The following is a 3,346-nucleotide window of genomic DNA, read 5'->3' as shown; positions in this document are numbered from 1 at the left end:
CGCCCGCGCGGGGGCGGGGGGGGCGCCGCGTCTTGTCGGGGGGCGGGGGGGGGGGGGCGCGCGCGGGGGCGGGGGGGGGGGGCCCCCCCCCCCCCCCCGGGTGTGGGGCGCCCCGTTCCCGCCCTCGTCGCCCGGATCTGCACGTGGTGGTGAGCTGTACGGTGTGCTCTGTCACCTGTACGCGATGCTGAGCTGCATTGTTTGATGAGGAATCGAACCCCCTGCGTTGCTCTTCACGCGCCAAGGGCCGGATAAACCGCCGGCCCGCGGTGTGTGCACGCCTCCGTGGCGACTACCTGCTTCCCACACCCAGCTGGTGGGGTCAGTCCTCGATCAGGTCGATCTCCCAGTTGGTGCGCTGGATCAGGGTGTCCACCTCTCGGATCTCCTTCGCCAGGGCGTCCGCCTGGGCGCGGAGCTCGGCGACCGGCAGGGCGGCGAGGATCCTGAGTTCGGACCGCAACTGCCGTACGGCTCCGCGCTGGTCGCGCCCGGAGGCGGCGTCGGCGGCCGCGGTGATCACCGAGTGGCGCAGCCGCAGGACGTCCCGGCGGGCGAGGGCGTCGGTCAGCGTGCCGCCGCCCTCGATGAGCGCGGTGGAGTTGGTCCGGTTGATCTGACGGATCAGCCGCTCCAGCTCGTCCAGCACCTCTCCGGCCTGGGCCAGGACCTCCGCCGCGGGCTCGGCCGGCTCCTCGCCCTCCTGGTAGCGGGCACTGCCGACGACGCGCGTCCGCAACTGCTCCACCCGCCGCACCGCAGCCGCGCGCTGCGCGAGCGCTTCAGCCAGTTTCACCGCGTCATCACCTCTACGTCCTACTGATCGTCCGGCAAGTATGCACGTCGGTGCCTGCCGGCACGGTTCGCGGGGTGGGGTCGGCCGGGCCGACCCGGCGGGCGCCGGGCGGGTTCATGCCTCTCGACGGCGTTCGGCCGCTGCAGCCCGTACGTCCGCCAGCGCCCTCGCGCGGTCGACCGGCGGGGGCGAGAAGCGTCCGGGCGCCGCCAGTACGTGCTCCTCCCAGCGGTCCTGCCAGAACTCCACCGTCCAACCGGGCCATCGCTGCGGCATCTCGTACGCCTCTGCCGACGCCCCGAGCACCCACCAGCCCACCCGCCGGCGCAGCGGATCGACGTGGATGCCGGCATCGGCCGACGCCTCGCAGACCTCGTGCTCGGGGCCGCCCGCCAGTCGGTCGAGCAGCGCAGCCCCCTCCCGGACCGGATGGTCGTTGACGTTCGCCAGCACGTAGCAGTGCTCCGTCCCGACCGTCACCACCGCAACCATCGACTCGGGGTCAGCCAGTTCCTCGTCGCCCGGTTCGAGCAGCGGCCCCACCGCATGCCCGCGCCCACGAGCACGGACGTGTTCGGGGTCCAGCCCCAGGTACGTCCGCAGCTCGGCAGGGCCGTCGTACATCCACCGGACGTCCCACCCCACCCATGCTTCCTGCAACAGTTCCAGAGTGGCCGCCCTGTGGCGCATCTCGGCGCTCGGCCCTTCCCAGGCGAACAGCATCAGCACCTTCCGGCCGAGGTCGATCAGCGCCGCACCCTGGCAGTGCACATCGTCCAGCCACCAGTCGACCGCTCTCAGGCGCCGGACCATCGAGAGCGCCTCCGCCGGCCCGGCCAGGAGGTCGAGGTCGATTCCTATCGCCCCGAACCGCGACAGGTACAGCTCGAACTCACCGCTCTCGCGGACAACGACAAAATTCGCACGATCACCCATCCGCCCAGGATGACCACCCCCGGCACCGGGCCGCCACCACATTTGACGCACCCACGCGGGCACGACCCCAGGACCGCCACTCGATCCACCGGCATCACCTGACAACCGATCAAAATCAGTTGCCGAGGATGCTCGGGCGGCTCACCCCACCCCGACGCATTACTCAGTGGACTGACCACCACCGACACCCTCTGAGCCAGTCGGGCACAACTGCCAGCACAGGGCCTGACGTCGGTGTCTCTGAGCCGGGGCACGATAGGTGGAACTGACGCGGTGTGGTGACCTGGCCGTTTCGACCCGGTGGGACACGTTTGTTGGAACCATCTGGCCATCCTTCTTGCCACCTGCGGTGGATCGCCATTCATGTTGGAACCAGTTCCGAACTACCCGGGCTCGCGGCGTCCGTGGCCGCTCCGCTGAGGGGCTTGGAACCGAGCGAGCGCGTACGCAGGACAACTGGAGCGGCGGGGACGACAGCGGTTCAGCCGTTGTAGTCACACCGCGCCGCTTGGGACCTATCCTGAGCCAATGCTTCACGAGCTGTGGGACGAAGGCGAGGAGGGAAAGATGTTCTGCCTGGCCGGACCGCGCGGAGACGGGGCTCGTGCGCTCTTGTCCGAAGGTGCCCGGCTCGTGTGGACCGTTGAGGCCGCGAGCTACTTCGACGCGATGACGTTGTACTACCAGCGCATGGGCTGGGGCACCTACACCACAGAGCACCCGGAGTGGGACAACCGGACCTACGCCGAGCACGGCTGGGAATGATCAACCCATTTCACGCCTTCAGTCACACACGCCTCACGAACTACAGCTGGAGTAGTAGCCCCAAGAGCGATTCCAGCGCTGGGGCACTCCGGTTCCAACAACCGTGACCAAGTCCCAGCCAACGTGTCCTGGCTCAGTCTCGGCAGCAGCCGAGACACCGACACACAAGCCAATTCCCTACTGTCAGTCAACAATCCGTCACAGCCACGAGGCGCCCGACGGTCGCCACTACGCCACCTCGCGCAGAGCGTGAAGGTCCAGCGCCGTGCCCCATCCATGCGTGGGGCACGGCACTTCGGCGACTTCCAGGTACTCGAACCAGACCACCTTGCCCACCCCCGCCGGGCGCCAGCCCCATGCGTGCGCCAGCGCTTCGACGAGCAGGAGGCCACGCCCGCTGGTCGATTCAGCCTCGCGGTCGCGCTTCGGGAGTTCCGGGCACCGATCAGCGACCTCCACCCGCACCCGCCCGACACACCACCGGACGGTCACGGCACAGCGCTCCTTGGTGTGCACGAGCGCATTGGCGATCACCTCGCTGGCGCACAGCTCCACCTCCTGAAGCCCGTCCGCCGACAGCGGCACACCCCACTCCCGCACAATCGCCCCCACCAACCGCCGCGCCGCCGGCACCGCTTCGGCCCCGGGCGGCTCACCCCACTCCAGCGGAACCGGAAACCGCGCATTACTCAGTGGACTGACCACCACGGACACCCTCCAAACCAGCCGGGCACAACTGCCAGCACAGGGCCCGACGTTGGTGTCGCGGACGCAGACGAGCAACCAACGCACACACCCAGTGCGTTCGGGCAGTCAAAAAAACCGACCCGGCTGTTGAACAGGGAGACT

General features: G+C 69.2%; 4 protein-coding genes. 1 reads left to right on the top strand and 3 read right to left on the bottom strand.

Features of this window, described 5'->3' with window-relative positions:
• Window positions 1-322: 322 nt before the first annotated feature.
• Complete coding sequence (locus ACFV61_RS16360; protein ID WP_380492225.1) at window positions 323-796, bottom strand: DIP1984 family protein; 474 nt, start codon at window positions 794-796, stop codon at window positions 323-325.
• Between the two features lie 114 nt (window positions 797-910).
• Complete coding sequence (locus ACFV61_RS16355; protein ID WP_380492222.1) at window positions 911-1,732, bottom strand: hypothetical protein; 822 nt, start codon at window positions 1,730-1,732, stop codon at window positions 911-913.
• A gap of 633 nt (window positions 1,733-2,365) precedes the next feature.
• Here ACFV61_RS16355 and ACFV61_RS16350 point away from each other — a divergent pair.
• Window positions 2,366-2,497 carry a hypothetical protein gene (locus ACFV61_RS16350; RefSeq protein WP_363376953.1) on the top strand — a complete coding sequence of 44 codons (132 nt, stop codon included), beginning with the start codon at window positions 2,366-2,368 and terminating at the stop codon, window positions 2,495-2,497.
• A 228-nt stretch (window positions 2,498-2,725) separates the two neighbouring features.
• Here ACFV61_RS16350 and ACFV61_RS16345 read toward each other — a convergent pair whose 3' ends face one another.
• Window positions 2,726-3,205 (bottom strand): ATP-binding protein, encoded by a 480-nt coding sequence (locus tag ACFV61_RS16345; RefSeq protein WP_380492220.1) that lies wholly within the window; start codon window positions 3,203-3,205, stop codon window positions 2,726-2,728.
• Between the last annotated feature and the right edge of the window lie 141 nt (window positions 3,206-3,346).

Source organism: Kitasatospora sp. NPDC059817, from assembly GCF_042731835.1.
GTDB lineage: Bacteria > Actinomycetota > Actinomycetes > Streptomycetales > Streptomycetaceae > Kitasatospora.
Note: the sequence above shows the minus strand (reverse complement) of the source record. Positions and strands in the feature narration are given on the sequence as shown.

Excerpts from the sequence above, each read along its gene's own strand:
- ACFV61_RS16355 (WP_380492222.1), bottom strand. The coding sequence starts at position 1,732 with ATGGGTGATCGTGCGAATTTTGTCGTTGTCCGCGAGAGCGGTGAGTTC.